Consider the following 23,590-nt stretch of genomic DNA (forward strand, 5'->3'; position numbering starts at 1 on the left):
GCGCTTTCGTGGGGGATCGAGGCGCATCCGCGTGGCACCGCGGCGGGGCGGCGGCGGGACTGGGGTGTAGGCACTGGCAGACTCACCGGGCATGACTAGCCCACCCGTCCTCCTCGCCGACATCATCGATGTGCTGCAGCAGGCCTATCCGCCGGCTTTGGCGCAGTCTTGGGACACCGCCATCGGGTTGACCTGTGGCGATCCGAGCGTGGCTGTGACCAAGGTCTTGCTGGCCGTCGATGTCGATAGCGCCACAGTGGGCGAGGCTATCGACTCCGGAGCCGGGCTGCTGCTGACGCACCATCCTCTTCTCTTTGCGCCGGTGCAGTCGGTGGCAGCCGACACCGAAAAGGGTGCGCTGATCCATCAGCTGATCAGGGCGGGGGTGGCGCACTTTGCGGCCCACACCAATGCCGATAGCGCTGCGGGCGGGGTCAATGACGCCTTGGCGCAGGCGCTCGGATTGCGGGAGATCTGTCCGCTGCAACCCTCCCCAGATCTGGAAGACCTGAGCGTCCGGGACACCGTCGGTATGGGTAGAACCGGTTTCCTGGCAACGCCGGTGACGATGCAGCAGCTGGTCGAGGTGGTTGCCCGGGTGCTGCCAGCTTGCGCTGGCGGAGTCAACGGCACCGGCGATCCCGCGCGGTTAGTGCACAAAGTCGCAGTGTGCGGTGGATCCGGTAGTTCCCTGCTGGGCCGGGCAGCAGAAGTCGATGCCGACGTGTTTTTGACATCTGATGTCAGCCATCATCTGTCGGCGGAATATGTCGCAGTGCCCGGTAACCCGGCTCTGATCACGGTGGCGCATTGGGCGGGGGAATGGCCGTGGTTGCCGCTGGCTTCCCGCGTTCTGACCGAAGCATTTCCTGGCCGGCTGGAGGTCTGTGTGTCAACACTGCGCACCGACGCCTGGACTATCCATCAGGCCTGATCCAGGTCTTGGATGCTGCGTCGGAACGCTGAGCGGGATAGGTTCACGCGAGGTACGTTTGCCGCAGCGCCTGCGGCGACGCAGCAGCACTCTCGGTGGAGGTTAGAAACGTGGCTGGACTCAAGCTTGACCCTTTCATTCAGCGTCGGTTGTTGGACTTGGCCGCAGCTGATCAAGTGATCGGGGCCGCTGAGCATCGCCGCAGGACCCTGCCGGAGCTGGCTGTGATTGCCGAAAGAGGTGACAAGGCAACGGAACTGGCGCGAGACGTGGTGGTCGCCGACACGGAAGTGGGCGACCTTCGTCGTGCGATGAACAAACTGGAGATGGAAATAGATCAAGTTCGTGGACGCGCCCAACGGGATGCCGATCGGGTTGCCTCGGGCTCTGCCAGTGCCAAAGAGCTGGAGAACCTGCAGCATGAAATTGAATCGCTGAAGCGCCGGCAGGGTGTGTTGGAGGACGCCGAGCTAGAACTGATGGAACAGCGCGAGGTTGCCGAGTCGGTGCTTGCCGATGCAAGGACTGCCCTAGAAGAAGTGAACGGAGCCCTGGGCAACGCCACCACAGCCAGGGATGCCGCTTTTGCAGAGATTGATGCGCTCCTGGGGGTTCAGCAGGCCGATCGGTCTGAGATCAGCGCGAGCCTTCCGGCCGATGTGTTGGCTTTGTACACCAGGATTCTGGGCAGTGGCCAGGTTGCCGCGGCGCAGCTCGCTGGCGCAAGGTGCGGCGCTTGCCGAATCGAAATTGACCGCACCGCGCTGTCTGAAATCCGCAGCGCCCCGGTTGACGAAGTCGTTCGCTGCAGCGAATGCGGCGCCATCTTGATTCGCTCGTGAAATCGGCCCGTGTCGCTCGGGCAGCCGACGTGACGTCGTTGTTGATCGTGCGACATGGGCAGACGACGTGGGGCGCACAAGGCCGGTTTGTGGGCCGCACCGATATCGAGCTCACCGGGCGAGGGATCCGACAGGCGAAGGCCGTGGGCCATCGGCTGCTACCGATGCGGCCTGATCTGGTGGTGAGTTCGCCCCTCCTGCGGTGCCGCGTCACGGCCGATGCCATCGTCTCGGCAGCGGGGGTGGCGCACCCGGTGCTCGTTCACGATGGTCTGATCGACGGTGAGTTGGGGGAATGGACCGGGATGTCGGCTGACGATATCGAGCAGCGCTACCCGGAGCAGTTCGCGGCGTGGCGCTCCGATGCCGACGCCGCCCCGCCCGGGGGCGAGTCTTTTGCTGACATCCGGAGACGCATCACCGCAACGGTCTGCCAATTGGTGGAAGAAAATAGGGGCAAGGTGCTCGTGCTGACGACCCACGCGGCCCCGAGCAAAATGGTGGTGATGTGGGGCTTGGGCGCTCCGACGGAAGTCGCGTATCGCATTCGCGTCGATAACGCATCCGTCACCGGCATTGACGTCGACGCGGAGAACGTGAGGACCGTGTGGACGGTCAACGACACCGGACACTTGATGGGCTGATCCAGAAGGTTTGCGAGCGCAGGCGCACAATTGGGATGGTTCCCCAACGATGCGTACCATCACTGACGGACGAGTTGGCTGGGCAGCCGCGTCACTGGTCGAGGGATCGGTGTCGAGGAAAGTCCGGGCTCCACAGGGCAGGGTGGTTGTTAACGGCAACCCGGGGCGACCCGCGGGACAGTGCCACAGAAAATAGACCGCCAGCGAGGGCTTTCGAGCCCACGCCGGTAAGGGTGAAACGGTGGTGTAAGAGACCACCAGCGTGCCGGGCGACCGGTGCGGCTAGGTAAACCCCACCCGGAGCAAGGTCAGGATCCGCGGCTTAGGCTGCGGTGCGCAAGTGTTTGAGGGCGGCTCGCCCGAGCTTGCGGGTAGACCGCTAGAGCGTGCTGGCAACGGCATGCCGAGATGGATGGTTGCCGAACGGGATTGCCGCGAGGCACCCGGGAACAGGACCCGGCTTATAGGCCAACTCGTCCCTTTAAGCGCTGAGCGCAGAGTCGGCTACGCCTTCGTCAGCGTGATGATCAAGAAAGTGAGCGCGGCCAGAATGGCCACGACACCGATGAGGACCAAGGCTTTCGGCCGGAGGAAGCCGAGCGGCTGTTGGCTATCCAGGCTCTCCTCTACCTTGATCAACGATGGCTTCTTATCGGGCGAATCTGTCATATTGGTCTCCTCGGAACTATCGTGCCGGTATCTGAGGTGGACAAGCTGCCGCTGATACCCACGTGACTGGGCCTGCTCAGAACGTAAAACCCCACCAAGTTATTCGTAGCGCGGGGCCGACGGGATTGCCCGGCCGCGGCCGCACACCTTCGCCCTTACCCCACTGACCCACACTGAGGAGCCTGCGTGCGAGATCAAGATTCGGCATCGGACCTGGTAGCCGTTCTTCATGAGCTACAACAAACGGAGATGACGACCGAGCAACGGCAACGGCTACTGCGGGAGGTCGTGCCCGCGGTGGTCGCGATAGTTCAAGAGAGCCTTCGTCCAGAGCCTGGGCCGCAGTCTGAATTGCAGCAAGAAGTGCGGCATCGGACCAGCGCCGACCTGGTGTGGGTCGAGTGGCTCCGCACCGCGCTCCTCACGCCGACGGAGGAAGCGACTTCAGGGGCCCGCGCGAGTGCGATCCGATCCGGAATGGCTGCCGGAGTGCCTGGTTCTGCCTACGTAGCCCCCACCGGTTTGACGCTTGCACGGATCTACCAAATTCGCGACGGCCGACGGTAGTAGGCGCCACGACGTTACCCCTGCGCGCCTGTGCCCAAAGGCGGCGAAGTACGCTGCCGGAGTGCTCCAGCGCCGGATTTACTTCGCTCCTGCCCCGATCGACTTTGCGGCGATCCGCCGCAGCTTGAGCATTCCCGAGCAGTATCCCGCGGAAGCTGTCGATGACGCGGTCCGTAGTTGTGCGGCCGGCCCTTGGATCGCGCCCGAGCGACGGGATGCCACAGATCTACCCTTGGTGACTCTGGATCCCGCTGGTTCGATGGATCTGGACCAAGCGGTGCTCATTGAAGTTGCACCGTCTGGTTACCGCGTCCGGTACGCCATCGCCGACGTTGCCGCGTATGTCCATCCCGGGGGCGCCCTCGAAGAGGAGTCGTTCGCTCGCGGGCAAACGCTGTATAGCCCGGACCTCGCGACCCCGCTGCACCCCGTTCAGCTTTCCGAAAGTGCGGTGAGCCTGCTACCCGCCCAGCGGAGGGCTGCGGTGCTGTGGACAATCGATCTTGATTCGTCCGGCGCCAGCACGGGTGTGGACGTCGAGCGGGTATGGGTGCGATCGATAGCCCGGCTCGATTACGTCTCGGCGCAGCGCGACATCGAAATGGGCACCCTGCACCCGTCGATAGCCTTGTTGCCCGAAGTGGGAAAGCTGCGACAGGATCTCGCCCGGCAACGGCACGCGATCAGCTTGGACCTCCCGGATACCAATGTGCTTGCAACGCCCGGTGGCCAGTGGACCCTTGAGCTGCGAGCGATCACCCCGATTGAGCAGTACAACGCCGAAATTAGTCTGCTCACCGGGATGTGCGCGGCTGAAATAATGATTCGGGGAAATGTCGGCATTCTGCGTACACTGCCTGTTCCCGACCAGAAACAGGTCGAAGAGTTGCGCTCCTCGTTCGTAGCACTGGGAGTGGCGTGGCCCGAAGGGGCCCCCGCGGGCAGCATCGTGGCAGCACTGGATTCCAGCAACCCAAAACACGCTGCTTTGTTGGAACAAGCCGTCAAATTGCTGCGGGGGGCCGGGTACACCGTTTTTGACGGTGCGCCACCCACCGCAATTGCTCACGCCGGTGTCGGTGCCCCCTACGCACACGTGACCGCGCCGCTGCGACGTCTGGTCGATCGGTTCGGCACAGAAGTGGTGTTGGCGTTGCACTCCCGCGCGCCAGTGCCCAGCTGGGTCACCGATCGGTTGAAGTCGCTGCCGGAGGTGATGGGAACTTCGGATCGCCTGGCGAACACCCTCGAAAAGGCCTGCGTCGGGGCAACCGGAACATTCTTGCTGTGCGACAGGATCGGCGAGTATTTCTCTGCCACCGTCTTGCATGTTGACAGCGAGAAAAATCGGGCATCGGTGATTCTTTCCGACCCCCCGGTTCGGGCGAAGTGCGAGTCCGCCGGATTGTCGGTGGGGGCGGTGATCAAGGTTGTGCTTCTCGCGGCTGATGTCGCCGCTAACACCTACACGGTCCAAGCGCTCACCTGAGAGCCAAGAAACTGCCACCAAGCCACCACCGCGAAGAGGGACGTGAAAATTATGGGTGATGAAATAGGCCGCAAGACTCAGTATTTTTTTAACATCAAGACACACCAAGTGGAACAAGAAGGCCAGAGCAGGGCCGCTGACCTGCTCGGTCCCTTCCCGGACGCGGCATCCGCGGCTAACGCGCTCGCCACGATTCACGAACGGGAGGACCGCAAGGAAGCGGAGGACCGTCGGTGGAGAGAAAGCTGACCCTCGTGTCGCTCGCGTTTTCGCCCTGCCGGCCGAAAGTGCTGGCAGGATCGGCGAGGTGAAGAAAACACTGAGTGCTCGGGCTCGAATCCTTGGCGTCGTGGCCGTAGCCTCTCTGCTCGCGTCGTGTAGTTCGAGCATTTCTGGGCTGGCTGCGCCTGCCACATCGCTCACCGCTTCGACGAGCGCGGGTGCCGAGCCTGCAGCTCCGCCTCAATCCGACCAACCTGCTCCTTCTACGCCTAGCCCGGCCGATACGACGCCAAGTCAGACTGCGGCCGCTCCCACAGCACCTGCCACGGACGGTGCCGCAGCGGGCCCACCGCAGGCCGAGATCGGTCGCCCTCTGAGCGGTGGCAAGGGAGCGGGGGTCATCCCCGCCGGACTCGAGGAATTTTATAATCAGTCTTTGCAATGGGGTAGCTGCAGTCCCTACGCTCCGGACGCCGCCTCCGCTGCGTCCTATGCCAGCAAGGATTTTGACTGCGCCAATTTGATTGTCCCGCTCGATTACGGCGATCCTGCTGGAAAGACTGTCTCCGTGGGTGTTCTGCGCTCGGTCGCGAGCGGTCCCAACCGGGTGGGAACACTTCAGGTCAACCCCGGGGGGCCAGGCGGATCCGGGATGGCTTCCGTCGCGAGTCTTGCGACTGACCCCAGCACCGCCGCTTTGAAGAAAAGCTTCGATCTGATCGGTTTTGACCCTCGTGGCATCGGTGGATCGCGGCCGCTCATCGCGTGTAAAACTGACGCCGAGAAAGATGCGAGCAGGGCTGAGAACAACCGCTTGCTGACCCCCGAGCAGGTCGCTGCCGCCGCCCAGGAATTGAAGGATGAGGCTGCACTGTGCGCTCAGCGCTCAGGCGCGGCGGCTGGCATTAATGGCGCAGCGTTTTTGGGCAGCGTGGGCACCAGCACGGTCGTAAAGGACATGGACGTGCTGCGCTCAGTCCTCGGCGACGACAAGTTGTCCTATCTCGGATACTCCTACGGCACCAGGCTTGGTTACGTCTATGGCGGCCAATTTCCGGCCAATGTCCGCGCCATGGTCCTTGATGGGGCAGTGAACCCGGACGACAACAGCAGTGATTCGATTTTGGGGCAGGCCAAGGGGTTTCAGTCAACATTCGACGCGTTCGCAGCGGCCTGCACCGCAAAGCAGGGTTGCATCCTCGGCCAAGATCCAGGAAAAGCTACCGCAGTATTCCAAGCCCTCACGCGGCCACTGTTGGAAAAGCCGCTCAAGATCTCAGACGGCCGACTGCTCACCTACAATGACGTGATTACTGCGACGGTGTTCACAATGTACTCCGAAACCTATTGGCAGTACTTGGAAACCGGCCTGACGAACCTCACCCAGCAAAATGGTGACCTGCTCATGTTGCTCGCTGACAGCTACGAAGGCCGGGACGAAACCGGTCACTACTCCGAACTGACCGACGCACTGACCGCGGTTCGCTGCGTCGATGATCCTGTCGATACCACGCCTAGCATGGGCGCCGCATACAACGCGGCAGCGCCCTTCCAGGACAGTGGCGACCCCGTCGTAGAGCTCCCAAGCGTGTGCGAATCTTGGTCCGCACCAGTAAGTTTGACCCCTGGAATACCCGCAACGCCTGGGCTGGCACCGGTCGTGGTGATTTCCACGACCGGTGATCCGGCTACCCCGTACGAGTCGGGGGTGCAGCTGGCCAAGCAACTGGGTGGTTCGTTAATAACGGTGGAAGGAGATCGGCACACCGCTTTCCTTAGCGCTGGCATTAGCTGTGTCGACGACGCTGGCACCGCCTACTTGGTCGACTTAGCGCTTCCAGCAACTGGTTTGACCTGCAAGTAAGTCGACGGGCCGACCAGCTCACCGCTGGTCGGCCACGTACATGGCCATGAGTCCGCGAAAGTGCCCCAGGAACCGGTCGTGTTCGCTCGCCGGATACGTGGTGGTGACTGTTCGAACAAGAAGGTCATCAAATGCGGGGGAGTCCACCCAGTCCAGCACGATGGCGGGCAGGCTGGCCAAGGATGTAGCGCAGAACTCCTCGTAGGCTTGGGTCTGGAAGTACTCATCGGCCAAACCTGCATAACCAGCGAGCTTGTCGTTCCAGCTGAAGTCCGGGTTATCTGCAATGTCGAACCACTCGCGGCTCGATGTATCTATCTTGGTCTTGCGGCCAGTCACCGCGCAGAAGATCGACCAGCTGATCAGCTGCGTGATGGCCCATGGAAAGTAGTAATGCAGGCTGGTAATGGAAATGTCGGGGCAAGCATTGGCGTAATCGATGGGTTGCACCCGCGTGCCGGTCACCAACGCCTCGCACGAGTTAAATTCCCAGCGAAAGAAAGCGTTGATTGTTCTTGACAGGGTTTCGATCTCGGCGCCCGCGCTCGGTGGGAGGAAGTCATGTGCGACCTCATACCTATCGTGCATCGGTAGCTCGGGCCGGAACTTCATCACCTGGGTGCGAGGGCCGATAGTGAGGGACCTCGCGAACGAATCGAAATTGTCGACTGCGGCCTGTAGATGCATCAACATTTCGCCAGACTCGTTGTATGCCTTATGCAATGCGTCCGGGTCGTCAATTTTGCTGACACCGCGCCAGGCGCCGCCGTCGAATGGCTTCATGAACATCGGATAGCCCACGCGACCGGCCACCTCGTCCAAATCGAATGGCAGGTTGTAAGTGCCGGCCGTATACGCCCACTTCTCATGGTCGATGGGATTTTTGTACGGCACGAGCACCGTCGTTGGGATGTCGAACCCCAACCGAATCATGGCGCAGTAAGCGGAGTGCTTCTCCATTGCCTGAAAGGTGAAAGGGTTGTTCAGCAAATAGGTGTCGTTGATCAACGCAGCCTTCTTCAGCCACTCCCGCGGGTGGTAGTACCACCATGCGAGTCGATCGATGACGACGTCATGCCGCACGGGATCGCGCAGATCGAACGGTTCGATGGTGACCCGCTCCGTGGTGATCGGATACTGCCGGCCGGCGTGGGGGACCGGGCCCAGTTTGCCCACGAGCGACTCAAACGCGGTGGGCCAATCGCTTTCGGTACCCAGAAGCAGGCCGATTAATCGGGACGTGTCATCGCGCGCTGTTGTCATACAGCGATCATGTCGGTATCACCACTATCCGGCAATGGGGAAACGCTGAATTCAGTGCATCAATTCAGCGGCGCAGCGGATCACCCCAGACTCGGTAAGTAGAGGGCAGCTTGCGCGTGCCAGCTCGGCCAATCATGCGGCCACTCCTGGCCCCACACCAAGGTGGATGCGTGAAACTGTTTGCTGGCCAGCAAGTATCCAAGTTCTTGGGTGGATGCCAGCGCCCCTGTGGAGTCCTCCCACATCCCTGACCCGACCACCAGGGTCAGTTCCAATCGCGATCGCAGGTGGTCCAAATGTGCGCCGTGTAATCCCGACACGAATTGAATCGGGTTGAGATCGTAAGTCTCGGCGCTTTCCTCGCCCCAGGCGCGCCAGGAGCACGGGTTGTAGTTCCCCGAAAGTCCTACAGCGGCGTTAAAAATATGCGCGTGCCGCAGTGCGAACAACACAGCGTGATAGGCGCCCATCGACGGGCCAAACGTAGCGATATCTGCGCGTCCGCCGCAGTGATCCCAGATAAACGGGACAACCTGCCAGATGACCCAATCTTCGAATCGCCGATGCGCCCTGCCTCGTTCCAGCAAAGAGAGGTCCAAGCGTGACCAGGAATCGCCATCGTAGGACGGCACACAGAAGATTTTGATCCGGCCGGCGTCAACGCTGGGACGAACAGCGTCCAGTAATCCTTGGCTGGCGAACTCGTGAGCGCTCCCGTTCTCCGACGGAAAAACGAGGATGGGACGGCCATAGTGACCGTGCACCACGATTTCTCGGGTACCGCCGATGCTGGGAGAGTCGATCCGGTGATACTCGGTGTTAGTCACGTTTTCCCCCTAGGCCTGCGCCAGAGAGGGTGCGCGAGGCTGCGATGAGCAACTCCTCGAGGTCAGGAGACCAGCAGTCCCGCCACCCAATCATGGTGTGAGCGTCGGCTACTTCCCGCATGCGAAGTTCGTAACCTTGTCCGGCCAACGCCGCCGCCATGGCGAGGTTGTTGGCGAAGTTTTCTTCGACCACGCCGCAGGTGATCAGCACGGGAACCGGCCTGACTTGGCTGTGGCTCCGTTCTGCAATAGCAGTAACGGCGCTGCAGATCTGTGCGAAATGATAGAAATCGCTTTCCTGCGCATCGAGATCGGCTGTGAAGTAGGAGCCGGACTGGACGGCGAGAGCGGACACGGCCGCCGGGTGCCGCGCCTGCAAAGCCACCATCGCGAGCCCGCCGAGACTGGCTCCCAGACCGACCACGGCGCCCACTCGCACCTTGCGGCGGATCGCGGGGAGCACGCTCCGTACGATCTCATCGGCATAAGCAGGGTTTGCCGCGTACCACTCGTCTCGCAGACCGTGAGGCGGGTCCAGCAACGCCACGCGAAACGGTCCGGCTGCTTGAGCAGCGGTAGCCCAGCCGAGAAGGCTGCCGCGGTCGGCCATGTCGCTTCCATCGTTGGCGATCAGCAGTGGAGTCATCTGGCGGGGATCGAGTCCCTCCGGAGACCACAATGTGACGGGAACAGCCTGGGACAGGAATCTCGGTCGGGTTTTAATCGACAGACTTGACCCAGCCGCGACAGAGTCGAGCCAGTGCGGCTCTTCGTAATCGGGGAATCGCACTTCGGACTTCGCGCCGAAGGGATTCGGCACGCTGGCGGGATTGGCCGGATCGATAGTCCACTCGTAGTCCTGCCCCCGACGCAGTGTGAACTGATACTCGAAGCGGCCCACAGCTGGTCGGGGCAGAACCAACTGCCAGCCGCCGTCGACTGCGGAGAAGTCCAGATCTGCTGGCGCGACGGAGAAGTCAAGCTCCAATCGGACGCCGTCGTATTCGCTATGCGGATCTGGCATCAAGAATGTGACGTCGGTCTGGGTGACGATGGGCACGCCGTCAGGGAGCTGCATTTGGCCACCGTACGGCAGGTGTGCAGCGAGTCGCGCATCCTGACAACAAGATGTTGACGCGAGGGCCATAAGCTTGAGCCATGGATCGACAGCGGCAGTTTGTCTTGCGCACCCTTGAAGAGCGCGATATCCGGTTCGTCCGGCTGTGGTTCACGGACGTGCTGGGGTATCTGAAATCCGTAGCGGTTGCACCCGCCGAGCTAGAAGGTGCCTTCAACGAAGGCATCGGCTTCGACGGCTCGGCCGTCGAGGGCTACGCCCGAGTCTTCGAGTCCGATATGGTCGCCAAACCAGATCCCTCGACCTTCCAGGTTTTACCGTGGGAAACGGACAATGGTCGCGTCTATTCCGCGCGGATGTTCTGTGATATCTCGATGCCGGACGGGTCCCCGTCGTGGGCCGACCCGCGGCACGTCCTGCGGCGTGTGATGGCCGATGCCGCTGCCATGGGCTTTAGCTGCTACGTCCACCCGGAGATAGAGTTCTTCCTTTTAAAAGACCTGCCCCAAGATGGCACGGCGCCCATTCCGGCCGACAACGGCGGTTTCTTCGACCAAGCGTCACACGACACGGCGCCACACTTTCGGCGGCGCGCCATCGAATCGCTGGAGGCGATGGGAATCTCAGTCGAGTTTTCGCACCACGAAGGCGCCCCGGGGCAGCAGGAAATTGACCTGCGCTACGCCGACGCAATGACGATGGCCGACAACATCATGTCCTTCCGCTACGTCATCAAAGAAGTAGCTATGACGCAGGGCGTGCGGGCCAGCTTTATGCCCAAGCCCTTCCCGAAACAGCCGGGATCGGCCATGCACACTCACTTCTCGCTTTTCGAGGGAGAGACCAACGCCTTCTACGACGCGGATGATCCCTACCAAATGTCGACTACGGGTAAGCAGTTTTTAGCCGGGGTCCTTAAACATGCTCCCGAGTTGACGGCTGTCACCTGCCAGTGGGTCAACTCGTACAAGCGGCTGGTGTTAGGCGGCGAAGCTCCCACCACGGTGTGTTGGGGCCAGGCCAACCGGTCTGCGCTGGTCCGGGTACCCAACTATTCACCGGGGAAGTCGGCGAGCCAGCGGATCGAAGTTCGGTCGCCGGATTCCTCCTGCAACCCCTACTTGATGTTTGCCGTCATCATCGCGGCTGGCCTGAAGGGGATCAAGGAAGGCTACGAGTTGGCAGCCCCCGCAGAGGACGACGTCTGGTCGTTGACGGATGCCGAACGGCGCGCCATGGGATACGCAGACCTGCCCAATTCGCTCGGACACGCGCTCGAACTCATGGAGCGATCGGAGTTGGTGGCCGAAACCCTTGGCGAGCATGTCTTCGACTTCTTCCTACGAAACAAGAAGGCCGAATGGGAGGCCTACCGCAGGCAGGTCACACCTTTCGAACTGAAGCGATACCTGTCGCTGTAGGGCGGTCGGCCAACGAGTCAGTCGACGATATCGCCGGGCCGCTTGCTCGGACGCGGTGCTCGCCAGCGGCGGATCAACATAGCGCGCTGAAAACCGTAGTACCCCAGCGAGCGGCCCTTGGTGGACATGCCCGTGGGGTCTCCCTTGGGAAATTTTGCGGCGACCTTGCGAGTGATCTGACGACCGGAAATGATGCCATCGGCAACGGCAGCCAACATGAAGATCATCAGCACGAGCGGTGCATAGACCTGGAGTACGGGGCTTGGAACGAGAAGCGTGAGGAACGACAGCAGCGCAATGGGCAACAGGAGGCCACCCAGGTTGCGCCGAGCGTCAACCAGATCACGCACGTATTTGCGAACAGGACCTCGGTCCCGGGGGAGCACGGCACTGTCGTCGCCGCGCATCATCGCTTCGCGGCGAACCCGACCGGCTAATTTCCGCTCTTCTTTGGTGAGGGCTGTGGTGGGGGTTGATCGTGAGCGCTTAATCGCTTCGCGCTGGGTCCGCGGAGGAGGCGCCACCGGGCCACGACGCGGTGCCTTTTCCCGCTGCTTCGGAGTGGGAACCCCTTTGCGAAGGTTGACCTCGCCGTCCTGGGGCACAGTCCTGTCAACAGCGACGTCGGGCGCACCCGTTCCGGCGGATTTTTGGGGGCTCTTACGGTTCAAGAAATTCACCACCTCAGACTAGATGACCCGCCGCCAACCGGAGGACCGCACCGGGTGCCTCGGAGTGGAATAGGTGCGCACCCTTTTTGGTTACTTCAAGTAGTGCCTCCCGCTGTCAGGATTACTGCAGTTCATGGCATCATCGAGGGACAACCTATATATGAGCATGAGCAAGGAATGGGGTATCGGCCGTGACCACCGCTGAGACTGATGAGATGCACACAACGAGCACGCCCACGGAACAGGCAGCTCCCGCGCACGGGGCCAAGCTTTCGGATGCGGCGGCGGCCAAGGCAAAAGCGTTGCTGGAACGCGATGGCACACCCAATATGGTCCTCCGTATCGCTGTCCAGCCGGGTGGATGCTCGGGTCTGCGCTACGAACTTTTCTTTGACGACCGCACCTTGGACGGCGACGCCCTCGTCACGTTCGACGAAGTCGGCCTCGCCATCGACAGGATGTCCAAGCCCTACTTGGACGGCGCAGTCATCGACTTCGTTGACACCATCGAGAAGCAAGGCTTCACCATCGACAACCCGAACGCGGGTAACTCGTGCGCCTGTGGGGACTCATTCCACTAGCTAGGTGATGGTGGTGAGAACTTCGGCGTACTGAAGGTGCGCACGGCCGCTTCGATGCAGAATCTGCAGCGAAGCGGCTTTTCTCATGCGGGGGTGCGCTCGGCTAGTCTGATCTGCGTCGGGTCGCTATTAGGCGCGGCACACTCCGCCAGTACAGCATCCGAAGGGTTTTGCCTGTGAGTATTGCAGTGTCCGGATCTATCGCGACCGATCATTTAATGCACTACCCGGGCAAGTTCACCGATTCGATCCTCCCGGACCAACTTTCCCGGATCTCGCTGTCGTTCTTGGTAGACGATCTAGTAATTCGCCGCGGCGGCGTGGCCCCGAACATTTGCTTCGCTATGGGTCTGTTGGGGGTACGGCCAATTCTCATCGGCGCCGTCGGCGCGGACTGGGCCGACTACGAGAGCTGGCTTGAACGTCATGGCGTCGACGTGTCGCACGTCAAAATCTGCCATGACGTGCAAACCGCGCGATTCGTCTGCACCACGGATGACGATATGAACCAGATCGCCACTTTCTACGCAGGAGCAATGGCTCGGGCGCGCGAGATCGAACTGGGTCCGGTGGCTGCGACGGCCGCGGGTGGCTTGGAGTTTGTCATGATCAGCGCTGACGACCCCGACGCCATGGTTCGCCATGCCGAAGAGTGCAGGTTCCGCGGGATTAAATTTGCCGCTGACCCCTCCCAGCAGCTCGCAAGGATGGACGGTGCGGCGTCGATCGCGTTAGTGACGGGCGCTGAGTTGCTGTTCAGCAACGACTACGAGCTCGGAATGCTGAAGGCTAAAACCGGCTGGGATGACGCGGATATCTTGGATCACGTCGGCTATCGGGTCACCACACTCGGCGCTGCAGGCATTGAAATCGTGGCTTCCCCGGCCCGCGGCGGCGAACGGATTCACGTCTTAGCGCTGCCTGAGACTGGCAAAGTCGATCCGACGGGTGTCGGCGACGGGTTCCGAGGAGGATTTCTCGCTGGTCGCGCCCGTGGGCTGAGTCTGGAACGGTCTGCGCAGCTGGGGGCGCTGTTAGCAACGCTCGTGTTGGAGACAGTGGGAACACAGGAGTACCAGCTGGACTGGAAAACTGCGCTTCCGCGCCTGCGCTCGGCATATGGCGACGACGTTGCCGGAGAGATTTTGACAGCCCTGGGTGTCGCTGCCGGTTAAGACCACTGGAGGTAGGCGTTGGTTTTCCCAGACCTTCGCCTACCAGCTACAGGGTGACCGGATACACCGTGTCAGGAATCTGGGGCGTAATCGCACCAGTGACGAAGATGCCGTGCCACAAAAGGAAAACTAGAATTGCCCAGATCCGCCGTGAATGGTCTGCCTCGCCGGCGCGATGCGCGTTCAGCAACGCCAACGCCGCAGCTTTGTCCAGGAACTCGTCGGCAGCTGACCCAGTGATGATCTCGTGGGCCCAGTCGTATGCCTCGGCCGCCAGATAATGCCTGATGGGCACGGGAAAGCCGAGTTTTCGCCGGTTTAAGACGTGGGCCGGAACGATATCGCGAAGAGCTTGACGCAGCGCGTATTTGCTCGTCTCTTTGGTGATCTTCTCTGACGAAGGTACTTTTCGGGCGACCTCAAAGACGCGCGAGTCCAGAAAAGGGACACGCAATTCGAGGGCGTTTGCCATAGTCATTTTATCGGCTTTCACCAGGATGTCGCCGCGTAGCCAGGTGAACAAGTCGACGTGCTGCATTCGCGAAATAGGGTCCCAGCCCGCACTTTCGGCGTACACAGCATCAGTGGCGTCCCGGAAAGAGACCTCGGGGGAGTAAGTCTTCAGCAAACCGCTGAGCTGGTCCTCCCGGAAAATGCGGGCGTTACCGTAGTAGCGATCGGGAAGATCCAAAGCACCTCGACGGAGCATGTCCTTGCCACGGAAACCCTCCGGCAGCGCGCGCCCCATAGAGGCCAGACCTTTCCTTAATCCTCGCGGTAGCCCGGTGATCGGTCCGAGACTTTGTGGTTCGCGGTAGATGTTGTACCCACCGAACAATTCGTCCGCGCCCTCGCCGGACAGCACCACTTTGACGTGTTTGCGGGCCTCGCGAGCCACAAAGTACAGCGGCACCAATGCCGGATCCGCTACCGGATCATCCAGATACCAGATGATCAACGGCAACGTCTGCATCAACTCCGCAGCCGATACGGTTTTCACCACATGGCGGACACCGATCGCCGCAGCAGTTTCCGCGGCTACATCCACCTCGGAGAACCCCTTGTATTCAAAGCCGGTGGTGAAGGTGATCAAATTGGGATTGGATCGCTTGGCCAAGGCTGCAATCGCAGTTGAATCGATGCCCCCAGAAAGGAATGCGCCCACCGTGACGTCGGCGCGCATATGTTTTGCCACCGAGTCGGTGAGAACATCGGCGATCTCTTCGTAGAGTGCGCTTTTCTGCGCCGCGCTTGTTAGCGTCATGGGGGTGAAGACCGGGTGGAAATACCGCCGGTAAGAAACTGTCAGAGGCGCCGTACTGTCGTCGAGATCGATGGTGAAACACGTTCCAGATTCCACCTTCGAGATCCCAGGGTCCATCGTCGCTGGTTCCGGTACGTATTGCAGTACCAAATAGTGTTGCAGCGCAACAGGATCCACGCCAGCTGGTCCGGTGAGCTCACGCAGGCCTTTTGCCTCGGATGAGAATGCGACACCGTCGTCGGTGGTGGCAGTGAAAAGTGGCTTGATGCCGAATGGGTCGCGGGCACCGAAAACTCTGCGCTTAGTGGTGTCCCAGATGATGAAAGCGAACATGCCGCGCAATTTCGCGACCGCGTCTTCGCCCCAATAGTGGTAGCTGGCGACGATGGCTTCTCCGTCACCCGAGGTGGTGAATTCGGCGCCGAACTCGGCTGCTAACTCCTCCCGCAGTTCCAGGTAGTTGTAAATCTCGCCATTGAAAATTAGGGCATACCGATCAGGGTCATCCGCTGGGCCCCAGCGCAGAGGCTGATGCGACTTCTCGATGTCAATGATGGACAGCCTGTTGAAGCCGAAAGCCACGTCCGCGTCGTGCCAGGTGCCGGGGTCGTCCGGGCCGCGGTGGCGGGCGCACAACATTCCTGCCGCAAGAGCGTCGACCTTGGATGCTGCGTTGCCGTTATTGGAGACATATCCCATCAACCCACACACTCGCTCAGGTCACCACTTTCTGTATCGCGTGTTGCACTATCGTCGGCGAACGGCTTTTGGCAGGCCGTTGAGGCGATCTGTTAGAACTGCAGCACTCAGTATCCCCGTTCCGTGCCACAGATGTGCCGGAACTGACACCGTCCTACGACCGAATCGCCGCGCCCGGTCCAGCGGGAGCCCGCGCGGTGACGTAATCTGAAGGAGTTGGAAAAATAGACGGTGCTTGTCGCAATCTCTGGGCACCGATTTGTACAGCACTGGCCGATCACAGGTCAGTGGAAGAAAGGCGTGAACGTGGCTTCCTCCCGTGCAGTACGTCGGTTCACCCTGGTGGGTGGGCTGACCGCCGCTTCGCTGTTGCTCAGCGGCTGTTCCCTCGCCGATCTGCCGCGGTACGGCTTCCCTGAGAGTCATTCCATTCAGGGAGAACGGATGCAACACTTCTGGTCCGCCATGTTCAGTGCTTCGTTGGTAGTTGGCGTACTGGTGTGGGGGCTGATGTTCTGGGCTTTCGCCGTGTATCGGAAGAAGAAGGGCTCGCCCCTCTACCCGAAGCAGACCAAGGAGAACCTTCCCTTGGAGCTTGTCTACACGGCCGTCCCGCTGGTGATGGTCGCCGTACTGTTCTACTTCACGGTCGTTACTGAAAACTTCGTATTAAAGAAGGTCGAAAATCCTGACGTTACTGTCAATGTCACCGCGTTTAAGTGGGGCTGGGATTTCTCCATCGATGGAACTCAAAACCCTGACGTCCCAGGTGATCTGGTGCACACCATCAGTTCCTCTGACGAAATCGCAGTTCTGGTCGTGCCGACCAACAAGGTGATCGAATACCGCCTGGAGTCGAAAGACGTTATCCACTCCTTCTGGGTGCCGGACTTTATCTTCAAGCGCGACGTCTTCCCGTCGCCTGCGGAGAACCAGGTCGACGCTGGCAACACATTCCAGAACACGATCACTGTTGAAGGTGCCATGGTGGGCCGATGCGCCGAGCTCTGCGGCCAGTACCACTCGATGATGAACTTCGAGGTCCGCGCTCTGCCCGACAATCTCTACCAGGAATACACGGCTCTGCGAAACCAAATGAACCCCGAAACCAACCGCGGGTACACAGTAGCCGAGGCTTTCACCAAGATGAATTGCGGTGAATTGTGCTCGCCTTACGCCACCGCTACACATCCGTTTAACACGAGCCGGACTGCGGATAACATCGCATCAGGAGGCAATTGATGAAAATTGAATATAAACTTTTCGTCGGCCTCGCGGCATTCTTTGTTGTTCTCGCGGTGGTGTACGGCTTCTGGGCTGGCGCTGACGAACCTGTGGGGACCGTGGCATTCGGCTTGACCGGTGGTTTAGCGCTGGTTGTGGGTTCGTTCCTGTGGTTCTCGGGGCGTCGGCTCGAGCAAGAGCGCCCAGAAGACAACACGGACGCCGAAATCTCCGACGGCGCTGGTGAGCTCGGATTTTTCTCCCCCGGGTCCTACTGGCCGATCTGCATCGCCGGATCTGCAGCGGTCTTAGCAATTGCGACCGCGTTCTTACTGGTCTGGCTGATGATCCTCACCCTTGTGTTCCTGATCCTGAGCATTTGCGGATTGCTGTTCGAATACCAGCGGTCGTACTCGCACTGACGTTCTAGCACCGCAATTATTTTCACCGCCGAGAGCCGGATCAGCGACACTGATCCGGCTCTCGGCGTGTGTGGCGCAGGCATGATCCCGCGATCGCCTTCGGGGGGATTGTCACATGGTCGCTTTCGCCGGCGATTTTCTGCGGTGTTCCAGACGCAGGAGGGCTTCGTCCGTCATTTGCCGGACGTCCGTTGTCCTGCATGGGCGCAGACGGTCTCTAGTGGGGCATGGGGGCACAGTGCGTCACCGACGTAGCCGCAACTTCGCTAACGCCCCGCCGTCCCAGCAGGCAGTAACGGGGACTCGTGGCTGCTGAGAGAGGTCTTGCGGCTCCACAGGTGTCAACGCCAGCCGAAATCTGACCCTTTGGTGCCGGTTGAATTTTGACCCCGTGTCGTGTGGTTTTACCTGATTTCTGCTGTGGTGTTGCGGTGTTTTCGGGTTCTGCAGGAATCTCGGTCCAGGGCGATGACCAGGACGCGATGACCGGGGCCTTGGGGTCGCGGGCCAGGATCGTCACATCACCGGTCATATCCTGGTGCGCCACGGTGCTGCTCACGATGCCTCCGACACGACGTGATCATCGACGTGACTGCCCGCATCCCGGTCGCTGCGGTGCAGGTTGAACAGGGCGTCACAGTTAGTTCAAGGCCGCACTGTCACGATATTTTCCGCACCTGCGAGCCGCCCACTCATCTAAGCGGTGCGTTGCCCCGAACTTCTCTCGCATCAACGCTGCCTTCGCGACGTGAGTTGCGTCGGTGATCGTCTGCCAACGATCCCAAGATCGTTGATGGGAACCCACCTCCATCCCTACGCAGGTCACCACGACTCGGTCGAGCCCAGCGTGAACGTCAACGAACCTGCCGATCACTGCCGGGTCGACTGAGTAACCTTTCACAGCGACCCGCACGTAAGAGTCCCGGCCAAGGCGGATCCGGCTGGATGTGCCGACCGTCGGCGGCACCGGGCGGCACCGGCGGCAACTGCCCCATCCCGGCAACATCAATCAGGATCCGCGCCGGCGGGTCAGCCAACAACCCTTCACGGACCGGAACGACCCGGCCAGGAAACCACAAATTGCACGCAACGATTTCCCCGGCGTGATAATCCATGCGATCGGCTGAATCAGCAGCGGAATACAGCGGCCGCAGCAACGCCAGCCGAGCCCGCGACGACGACGCCGAATGCCCCCCACTCCACCCGCTCAGCTATCACCGACGCCGAATGCCCCCACCCCACCCGCTCAGCGATCACCGACGCTGGCATCGTCGGAAATTCCTTCAACAGCAACCTGATTCGCGGCTCAAACTCATCCAACCGCGAACCAGCCCGCTTCCGCTCCACTCGCGGCGGAACATCAGCAATCAACGCTGCACGCCGCGCATTACGCGCCAATCCCAACCTGCGGGCAATCGGCTCAAACCCCACACCTCCGAACGGCTCAACCGACGGATCCCAGCCCAATCGTCGAGTGTTCACTTTTCAAGCGTCAAAACTGACCAGTTTTCGAGCGGCACCGACAATCTTCCAATTTGATCACTCCCTCACTCTGACGCGGCAGGGGGTCAAAATTCGACTAGCGCCAAGGGGTTGGTACCCATCCGGCGTTGACAGCTCCTTGGCATCCTTACGGGAGGGTCTCCAGCCGCAGCAATCCCGTCGCTATAACGTGCAATCGTGCATTGCCGGGCTCCGGAGCTGCGCTGGACGCGCGGCTCTGGTCCTTGCCTCAAGAGAAGGTGCCTTGCCGACGCGGCTAGAGCGTTGGTAGCGAGGCCGATCGTCTGCACGCCGCCGCTGGGGGCTGAAGAAAAGGATGGTTCAGATTTCGCTGGCTCCCTTCACGGGTCCGAGGAGGCGGGGGTGTGGCCCACGTAGTCGGAGCTTGGGTCTCTGGCGATCTGCGCAGAACTCGCCATCAGAGGAACGCTCTATCAATGACACGGTTTTGTCGGCGGACTGGCAGTGCCGTCCCGCCCGTGTCTGCGGTCATGCTCGGCAGAACGCAGGTGAATTCCACTAGGTTTCACTACTCGATGCACCCATCAATCGCGCGGTCGAGTAGCGCAACAGCAAAAGGCCCCATCGGAGGTTTCCGATGGGGCCATTTGCTGGGACGACTACATTAGCGCTCGAGCGTCTTGACAGATGTCGACTGATCGCTGCCGCCGATGTCGTCACTAGCGTGCTGCTTGAGCACACCGCTCTCGTCCTTCGGTCGCAGCACGCCACGGACTGAGTGTCCGCCGGAGCCAAGCTGATTCATCCGCTTCGGAACCGATGCACCTTGGTACTCCAAGGGGATCGGGTGGCCGTGACCATCAACCGGTCCAAGGCTCTGGTGAACCTCGATGAACTCACCGTGCGGCAAGCGCTTGATGATCCCGGTCTCGATACCGTGCTCCAAAACGTCGCGGTCCGCATGTTGGAGGCCGAGGCAAATTTGGTAGACCACGATGTACACAATGATCGGAATGACAAACGATCCAATCCGGCCCACCCAAGTCATGACGTTGAGTGAGATATCCAGCTTGAGGGCAAAGATATCGTTTCCACCGTTGATCAAGTTCAAGATGTAGAAGGCAATAAACGCAGAACCCAACGAAGTACGCACAGGAACGTCGCGCGGGCGCTGCAGGATGTTGTGCATCGCGTTGTCTTTTGTGAACTTCTTCTCGATCCACGGATACAAAATCACCAGTGTCACCAACACCGTCGCACCGACGATTGCAGGGAAGAACACCGCCGGGATCATGTAACCACCGAAGAGATTATGAATCTCCCAAGCTGGCCATATTCGGACCAAGCCGTCGAGGAATCCCATGTAGAAGTCGGGTTGCACACCCGCAGAGACTTGCGATGGGTTGTACGGCCCCAGCGCCCAGACCGGGTTGATCTGAAGTAAGCCTGCCATCAGCACGGTCACGCCGAAGACGATTGCGAAGAAGCCACCGGCCTTGGCCGCGAACACGGGCATGACGCGGACGCCGACAACGTTGTTTTCGGTGGCGCGAGGGCCGGCGAACTGGGTGTGCTTCTGGAACCAGACGAGGCCCACGTGCACTGCAATCAGAGCCAGAATGATCCCCGGAATGAGGAGGATATGCAGGCTGTAGAAGCGGCCGATGATGATCTCACCGGGGTAGTCCGAACCGAAGACTGCCCAGTGGGTCCACGTTCCGATGACCGGGATGGAGAACAGGAAAGCACTCACTGCGCGAAGACCGGTACCTGAGAGCAAATCGTCCGGTAGCGAGTAGCCAAGGAATCCTTCAGCCATACCCAAGACCAGCAGAAGCACACCGATAACCCAGTTGGCTTCGCGCGGCTTGCGGAACGCGCCGGTGAAGAAGATACGCATCATGTGCAGCATCATCGAGGCCAGGAACAGCAGAGCTGCCCAGTGATGGATTTGCCTGATGAGTAGGCCACCACGCACCTCGAATGAAATATCGAGCGATGAGGCGTAAGCGAGGGACATCGGGATGCCGCGGAGCTTGTCGTAGACACCCTGGTACACCGTCTCGCCCATCGAGGCATCGAAGAACAGCGTGAGGTAGACACCCGACAGCAGCAGGATGATAAAGCTGTACATCGCGACTTCACCGAGCATGAAGGACCAGTGAGTCGGGAAAACTTTGTTGAGCGCCGTCCGCACGGGGCGGGCTCCGTGGTAGCGAATATCAGCACCATCTGCTGCTTTCGCCACCAAGCTTGGTGCGACCGGTTTGGTCGCGGTGGTCAGCCTACTCATTCGTGTTTCCCACTGTTCTCCCAGAAACCGGGTCCAACCGGTTCGATAAAGTCGCTCATCGCGACAAAGTGACCGTCCTTGTCAACTCCCAGGGGGAGTTGGGGCAGCGCTCGTGCAGCGGGTCCGAATACCGGCTTGGCACCGTCGTTGATGTCAAACTGCGACTGGTGGCAGGGGCAAAGCACCCGTCCCGTCTGCTGTTCGTACAACGATACGGGGCAACCCACATGGGTGCAGATCTTCGAGTACGCGTAGAAGTCGCCGTACCTGAAGGTCTCGTATTTTGGTGCGCGGAATTTGATGGGATCATTCGCGCGCAAGCGGAATAGCATTACTGCGGCATCCGACGCCTTGGCGCCACCCGGAACCGCGGGGAAAACGGTTGTCATGGAGCCGGCTGCGAGATCTTCCGGGCGCACGAGTGTGCCGTCTTGGTAGGCCATGCGAACAAGCGAGCCATCAGCAAGTGGTGCCCACGGCGTTACCCAAAGATCAGACTTATCACCCTTGTCCCAGGGGTTTTTGATGAACCCACCGAGTACCGGAACGACTGCTGCGACCCCGAGGCCAGCTCCTGCTAAAGCCAGCGAACCCTTCAGCACGCCGCGCCGCTTAAGCCCCATTTTGATGCCAGTGTCTGCCAGTTCGGCAACCATCGTGCGCCTGTCGACTTCGTCGGACATGCCCACGTGACGCTGTTGAATGGCAACTTCGTGCGGTGCGATTTTCTTTGCCATCGCGATAACGCCGATTCCCAGAGCAAAAATCGTCAGCCCGAGGAGTAATCCGATCAGGGGGTTGTACAACGCGTAAACCCACTGCTTATCGGAGTAGGCCGTCTCGTACTGCCACGGCCACGCGATGAAGACGACGACAAAGGCGACAGCGGAGACTGCTGCTAGCAAAAACCACCGGGCAACACTTCGCTCGGCGCGCTTGTCAGCCGGGCTTCCTGGCTCGTACCTCTCGCCGTACTCAACTAATTCAACGCCGTCCAGACGAGCGCCCAAGCGGGCCAAGTCTTCGCGGGACATCGCGTTCATCTCCTCGGCCGAGGGGATGACCACGTCCTGTCCGCCGCTCATGCTCGCGCTCCCATCCACAGTGTGACGCTCACGATCAAACCCATCCCTATCAGGAATGCGAAGAACCCCTCGGAGACCGGCCCGAAGCCACCGAGTCCGTACCCGCCAGCGTCCATGGTGGTTTTGGCGTTTTGGACGTAGGTGATGATGGCCACCTTCTCGTCCGGAGTCAGCTGCGCGTCAGAGAATTTTGGCATGTTCTGGGGGCCGGAGATCATGGCGGCCCAGATTTCTTTATCGGTGGCCTTACCCAGGTCGGGGGCGTACTTGCCTTGCGAGAGAGCGCCGCCCTTTCCAGTGAAGTTGTGGCAGGAGGCGCAGTTGAGACGGTAGAGCTCTGCACCCTTGGCTACGTCCGCCGTATTTTGCAGGCTCATGTTGGGTATCACCGGTCCGCCACCCGTGGCCTGAATGTAGGCGCCTAGCGCTTCTGTTTCGGCTTCGGTGTAGCTCGGCTGCTTGCGTGGGACCTGGGCACCATTGTCAGCGACGGGCATCCGGCCGGTTGCGACTTGGAAGTAGGTGGCTGCTTGACCAACGCCGATCAAGGAGGGGCCGCGGTCGACAACACCCTGAAGGTTCGCACCGTGGCACGTGATGCAGGAGGTGTCGTAGAGCTTTTGGCCCTGCGCGATGAGCACTGGGTCGATTGCGTTGGCTTCTGCCGCAGTCGGGTTGGGCGTGAACGCAGAGTAGACGAATCCGACTGTGGTCAGGGCAAAGAGAAGCGCCAAGCCGCCGGATACACGACGGAACAATCGCGATTTTCCGCGCTTCACTGTGCGGCGTCGGCCTGTGGTGGGAACCTGCGGGGTTGTCATGCTGAACACCTCGTACTCATGGAGCGGCGGGGAAGTGCGGGCAAACCTTGAAATCTCGCTGCGTAGTGCAT

The 23,590-nt window shown here is 60.6% G+C and carries 24 protein-coding genes and 1 other RNA gene; 14 read left to right on the plus strand and 11 right to left on the minus strand.

The features are described from left to right. The first annotated feature begins 91 nt into the window (after positions 1-91). The 4 genes from EH165_RS05970 to rnpB all read left to right on the plus strand — a co-directional run bounded on the left by EH165_RS05970 (position 92) and on the right by rnpB (position 2,900). Positions 92-934 carry a Nif3-like dinuclear metal center hexameric protein gene (locus EH165_RS05970; RefSeq protein ID WP_124798476.1) on the plus strand — a complete coding sequence of 281 codons (843 nt, stop codon included), beginning with the start codon at positions 92-94 and terminating at the stop codon, positions 932-934. Between the two features lie 110 nt (positions 935-1,044). Beyond that, positions 1,045-1,776, plus strand: coding sequence for a zinc ribbon domain-containing protein (locus EH165_RS05975; RefSeq protein WP_124798477.1), 732 nt, complete (start codon positions 1,045-1,047; stop codon positions 1,774-1,776). Then, entirely contained in the window at positions 1,749-2,420 is a 672-nt protein-coding gene (locus EH165_RS05980) for a histidine phosphatase family protein (RefSeq protein WP_124798478.1), read from the plus strand. The genes EH165_RS05975 and EH165_RS05980 overlap by 28 nt, the downstream gene beginning before the upstream one ends. 70 nt (positions 2,421-2,490) lie before the next feature. Then, positions 2,491-2,900: RNase P RNA component class A (rnpB, locus tag EH165_RS05985), an RNA gene on the plus strand. 24 nt (positions 2,901-2,924) lie between these two features. Here rnpB and EH165_RS15375 read toward each other — a convergent pair. Further along, complete coding sequence (locus tag EH165_RS15375; RefSeq protein WP_164479134.1) at positions 2,925-3,089, minus strand: hypothetical protein; 165 nt, start codon at positions 3,087-3,089, stop codon at positions 2,925-2,927. A 186-nt stretch (positions 3,090-3,275) separates the two neighbouring features. Here EH165_RS15375 and EH165_RS05990 point away from each other — a divergent pair, with 186 nt between their 5' ends. The 4 genes from EH165_RS05990 to EH165_RS06005 all read left to right on the plus strand — a co-directional run bounded on the left by EH165_RS05990 (position 3,276) and on the right by EH165_RS06005 (position 7,231). Then, positions 3,276-3,656 carry a hypothetical protein gene (locus EH165_RS05990; protein ID WP_124798479.1) on the plus strand — a complete coding sequence of 127 codons (381 nt, stop codon included), beginning with the start codon at positions 3,276-3,278 and terminating at the stop codon, positions 3,654-3,656. 61 nt (positions 3,657-3,717) lie between these two features. Next, positions 3,718-5,145, plus strand: coding sequence for an RNB domain-containing ribonuclease (locus EH165_RS05995; protein ID WP_124798480.1), 1,428 nt, complete (start codon positions 3,718-3,720; stop codon positions 5,143-5,145). 51 nt (positions 5,146-5,196) lie between these two features. Further along, positions 5,197-5,394 carry a hypothetical protein gene (locus EH165_RS06000; protein ID WP_124798482.1) on the plus strand — a complete coding sequence of 66 codons (198 nt, stop codon included), beginning with the start codon at positions 5,197-5,199 and terminating at the stop codon, positions 5,392-5,394. Between the two features lie 58 nt (positions 5,395-5,452). Then, positions 5,453-7,231, plus strand: coding sequence for an alpha/beta hydrolase (locus EH165_RS06005; RefSeq protein WP_206426131.1), 1,779 nt, complete (start codon positions 5,453-5,455; stop codon positions 7,229-7,231). An 18-nt stretch (positions 7,232-7,249) separates the two neighbouring features. On the opposite strand, the gene EH165_RS06010 is transcribed toward EH165_RS06005, so the two are convergent. The 3 genes from EH165_RS06010 to EH165_RS06020 form a co-directional block, all read right to left on the minus strand. Then, positions 7,250-8,494, minus strand: a complete 1,245-nt coding sequence (locus EH165_RS06010) for an ATP-grasp domain-containing protein (protein ID WP_124798484.1) — start codon at positions 8,492-8,494, stop codon at positions 7,250-7,252. A gap of 80 nt (positions 8,495-8,574) precedes the next feature. Then, complete coding sequence (locus EH165_RS06015; RefSeq protein WP_124798486.1) at positions 8,575-9,321, minus strand: alpha/beta hydrolase-fold protein; 747 nt, start codon at positions 9,319-9,321, stop codon at positions 8,575-8,577. Further along, positions 9,314-10,399 (minus strand): alpha/beta hydrolase, encoded by a 1,086-nt coding sequence (locus tag EH165_RS06020; RefSeq protein ID WP_124798488.1) that lies wholly within the window; start codon positions 10,397-10,399, stop codon positions 9,314-9,316. Before EH165_RS06020 ends, EH165_RS06015 begins: the two co-directional genes overlap by 8 nt. Before the next feature lie 80 nt (positions 10,400-10,479). Between EH165_RS06020 and glnA the strand changes: the two genes are divergently transcribed. Further along, positions 10,480-11,820, plus strand: coding sequence for a type I glutamate--ammonia ligase (gene glnA / locus EH165_RS06025; RefSeq protein WP_124798490.1), 1,341 nt, complete (start codon positions 10,480-10,482; stop codon positions 11,818-11,820). A gap of 17 nt (positions 11,821-11,837) precedes the next feature. Here glnA and EH165_RS06030 read toward each other — a convergent pair whose 3' ends face one another. Next, on the minus strand, positions 11,838-12,500 hold the full coding sequence (locus EH165_RS06030) for a DUF3043 domain-containing protein (protein WP_124798491.1): 663 nt from the start codon (positions 12,498-12,500) through the stop codon (positions 11,838-11,840). Between the two features lie 182 nt (positions 12,501-12,682). On the opposite strand from EH165_RS06030, the gene EH165_RS06035 reads away from it, so the two are divergent. After that, positions 12,683-13,072 (plus strand): HesB/IscA family protein, encoded by a 390-nt coding sequence (locus tag EH165_RS06035; RefSeq protein ID WP_241864234.1) that lies wholly within the window; start codon positions 12,683-12,685, stop codon positions 13,070-13,072. Between the two features lie 218 nt (positions 13,073-13,290). Then, positions 13,291-14,247 (plus strand): carbohydrate kinase family protein, encoded by a 957-nt coding sequence (locus EH165_RS06040; RefSeq protein ID WP_124800342.1) that lies wholly within the window; start codon positions 13,291-13,293, stop codon positions 14,245-14,247. Between the two features lie 46 nt (positions 14,248-14,293). On the opposite strand, the gene asnB is transcribed toward EH165_RS06040, so the two are convergent. Beyond that, a complete protein-coding gene (gene asnB / locus EH165_RS06045) occupies positions 14,294-16,222 on the minus strand; it encodes an asparagine synthase (glutamine-hydrolyzing) (protein ID WP_124798493.1) in 1,929 nt (642 codons plus the stop codon). Positions 16,223-16,516: 294 nt separating this feature from the next. Between asnB and ctaC the strand changes: the two genes are divergently transcribed. Then, the gene (ctaC, locus tag EH165_RS06050) at positions 16,517-17,452 is read left to right on the plus strand and encodes an aa3-type cytochrome oxidase subunit II (protein WP_124798495.1); all 936 of its coding nucleotides are present in this window, start codon (positions 16,517-16,519) and stop codon (positions 17,450-17,452) included. Next, the gene (locus EH165_RS06055; RefSeq protein ID WP_124798496.1) at positions 17,452-17,856 is read left to right on the plus strand and encodes a cytochrome c oxidase subunit 4; all 405 of its coding nucleotides are present in this window, start codon (positions 17,452-17,454) and stop codon (positions 17,854-17,856) included. The genes ctaC and EH165_RS06055 overlap by 1 nt, the downstream gene beginning before the upstream one ends. 640 nt (positions 17,857-18,496) lie before the next feature. Here EH165_RS06055 and EH165_RS06060 read toward each other — a convergent pair. Further along, positions 18,497-18,769: a Mu transposase domain-containing protein gene (locus tag EH165_RS06060; RefSeq protein ID WP_124798498.1), complete on the minus strand. Its 273-nt coding sequence runs from the start codon at positions 18,767-18,769 to the stop codon at positions 18,497-18,499. Between the two features lie 34 nt (positions 18,770-18,803). Here EH165_RS06060 and EH165_RS06065 point away from each other — a divergent pair, with 34 nt between their 5' ends. Continuing rightward, on the plus strand, positions 18,804-18,983 hold the full coding sequence (locus EH165_RS06065) for a hypothetical protein (RefSeq protein ID WP_124798500.1): 180 nt from the start codon (positions 18,804-18,806) through the stop codon (positions 18,981-18,983). Between the two features lies 1 nt (position 18,984). On the opposite strand, the gene EH165_RS06070 is transcribed toward EH165_RS06065, so the two are convergent. The 4 genes from EH165_RS06070 to qcrC all read right to left on the minus strand — a co-directional run bounded on the left by EH165_RS06070 (position 18,985) and on the right by qcrC (position 23,519). Beyond that, positions 18,985-19,338, minus strand: coding sequence for a hypothetical protein (locus EH165_RS06070; RefSeq protein WP_124798502.1), 354 nt, complete (start codon positions 19,336-19,338; stop codon positions 18,985-18,987). A 646-nt stretch (positions 19,339-19,984) separates the two neighbouring features. Next, on the minus strand, positions 19,985-21,613 hold the full coding sequence (qcrB, locus tag EH165_RS06075; RefSeq protein WP_124798504.1) for a cytochrome bc1 complex cytochrome b subunit: 1,629 nt from the start codon (positions 21,611-21,613) through the stop codon (positions 19,985-19,987). Next, complete coding sequence (gene qcrA / locus EH165_RS06080) at positions 21,610-22,698, minus strand: cytochrome bc1 complex Rieske iron-sulfur subunit (protein WP_124798506.1); 1,089 nt, start codon at positions 22,696-22,698, stop codon at positions 21,610-21,612. Before qcrA ends, qcrB begins: the two co-directional genes overlap by 4 nt. Continuing rightward, positions 22,695-23,519, minus strand: coding sequence for a cytochrome bc1 complex diheme cytochrome c subunit (gene qcrC / locus EH165_RS06085; RefSeq protein WP_124798507.1), 825 nt, complete (start codon positions 23,517-23,519; stop codon positions 22,695-22,697). The genes qcrA and qcrC overlap by 4 nt, the downstream gene beginning before the upstream one ends. Positions 23,520-23,590 lie beyond the last annotated feature (71 nt).

The organism is Nakamurella antarctica (assembly GCF_003860405.1).
Taxonomy (GTDB): Bacteria; Actinomycetota; Actinomycetes; order Mycobacteriales; family Nakamurellaceae; genus Nakamurella; species Nakamurella antarctica.

Coding starts and splice junctions, on each gene's coding strand:
- EH165_RS05970 (WP_124798476.1), top strand. CDS start 92: ATGACTAGCCCACCCGTCCTCCTCGCCGACATCATCGATGTGCTGCAG.
- qcrC (WP_124798507.1), bottom strand. CDS start 23,519: ATGACAACCCCGCAGGTTCCCACCACAGGCCGACGCCGCACAGTGAAG.
- EH165_RS06010 (WP_124798484.1), bottom strand. CDS start 8,494: ATGACAACAGCGCGCGATGACACGTCCCGATTAATCGGCCTGCTTCTG.
- qcrA (WP_124798506.1), bottom strand. CDS start 22,698: ATGAGCGGCGGACAGGACGTGGTCATCCCCTCGGCCGAGGAGATGAAC.
- EH165_RS06055 (WP_124798496.1), top strand. CDS start 17,452: ATGAAAATTGAATATAAACTTTTCGTCGGCCTCGCGGCATTCTTTGTT.
- EH165_RS06020 (WP_124798488.1), bottom strand. CDS start 10,399: ATGCAGCTCCCTGACGGCGTGCCCATCGTCACCCAGACCGACGTCACA.
- glnA (WP_124798490.1), top strand. CDS start 10,480: ATGGATCGACAGCGGCAGTTTGTCTTGCGCACCCTTGAAGAGCGCGAT.
- EH165_RS06000 (WP_124798482.1), top strand. CDS start 5,197: ATGGGTGATGAAATAGGCCGCAAGACTCAGTATTTTTTTAACATCAAG.
- qcrB (WP_124798504.1), bottom strand. CDS start 21,613: ATGAGTAGGCTGACCACCGCGACCAAACCGGTCGCACCAAGCTTGGTG.
- EH165_RS06040 (WP_124800342.1), top strand. CDS start 13,291: ATGCACTACCCGGGCAAGTTCACCGATTCGATCCTCCCGGACCAACTT.
- EH165_RS05980 (WP_124798478.1), top strand. CDS start 1,749: ATGCGGCGCCATCTTGATTCGCTCGTGAAATCGGCCCGTGTCGCTCGG.
- EH165_RS15375 (WP_164479134.1), bottom strand. CDS start 3,089: ATGACAGATTCGCCCGATAAGAAGCCATCGTTGATCAAGGTAGAGGAG.